Genomic DNA, 207 nt, shown 5'->3' with positions numbered 1-207 from the left:
TTTCAGACCGGCACAGTTCTATAAGGAACAGCATGTGCGTGGTAAATGGGTCTGTGATCAGTGTGACACTCTGACTCAGCAAGCGATGCCCGCCTATGTGATTGATAAAGGCATTGCTTCACCTGAATTGCTCAGCCATGTGCTGGTATCGAAGTATGCCGATCATTTGCCGCTGTACCGTCAACGTCTGATCTATCAGCGGGCGGG

Annotated in this window: 1 protein-coding gene; it reads left to right on the top strand. The window is 50.7% G+C overall.

The features are described 5' to 3' along the window. Nucleotides 1–207 (top strand): transposase (locus ACEO2X_RS14875; protein WP_371972232.1); only part of this gene is annotated, 207 nt, incomplete at both ends.

This window comes from Acinetobacter sp. AL9 (assembly GCF_041464035.1).
Lineage (GTDB): Bacteria > Pseudomonadota > Gammaproteobacteria > Pseudomonadales > Moraxellaceae > Acinetobacter > Acinetobacter towneri.
Note: the sequence above shows the minus strand (reverse complement) of the source record. Positions and strands in the feature narration are given on the sequence as shown.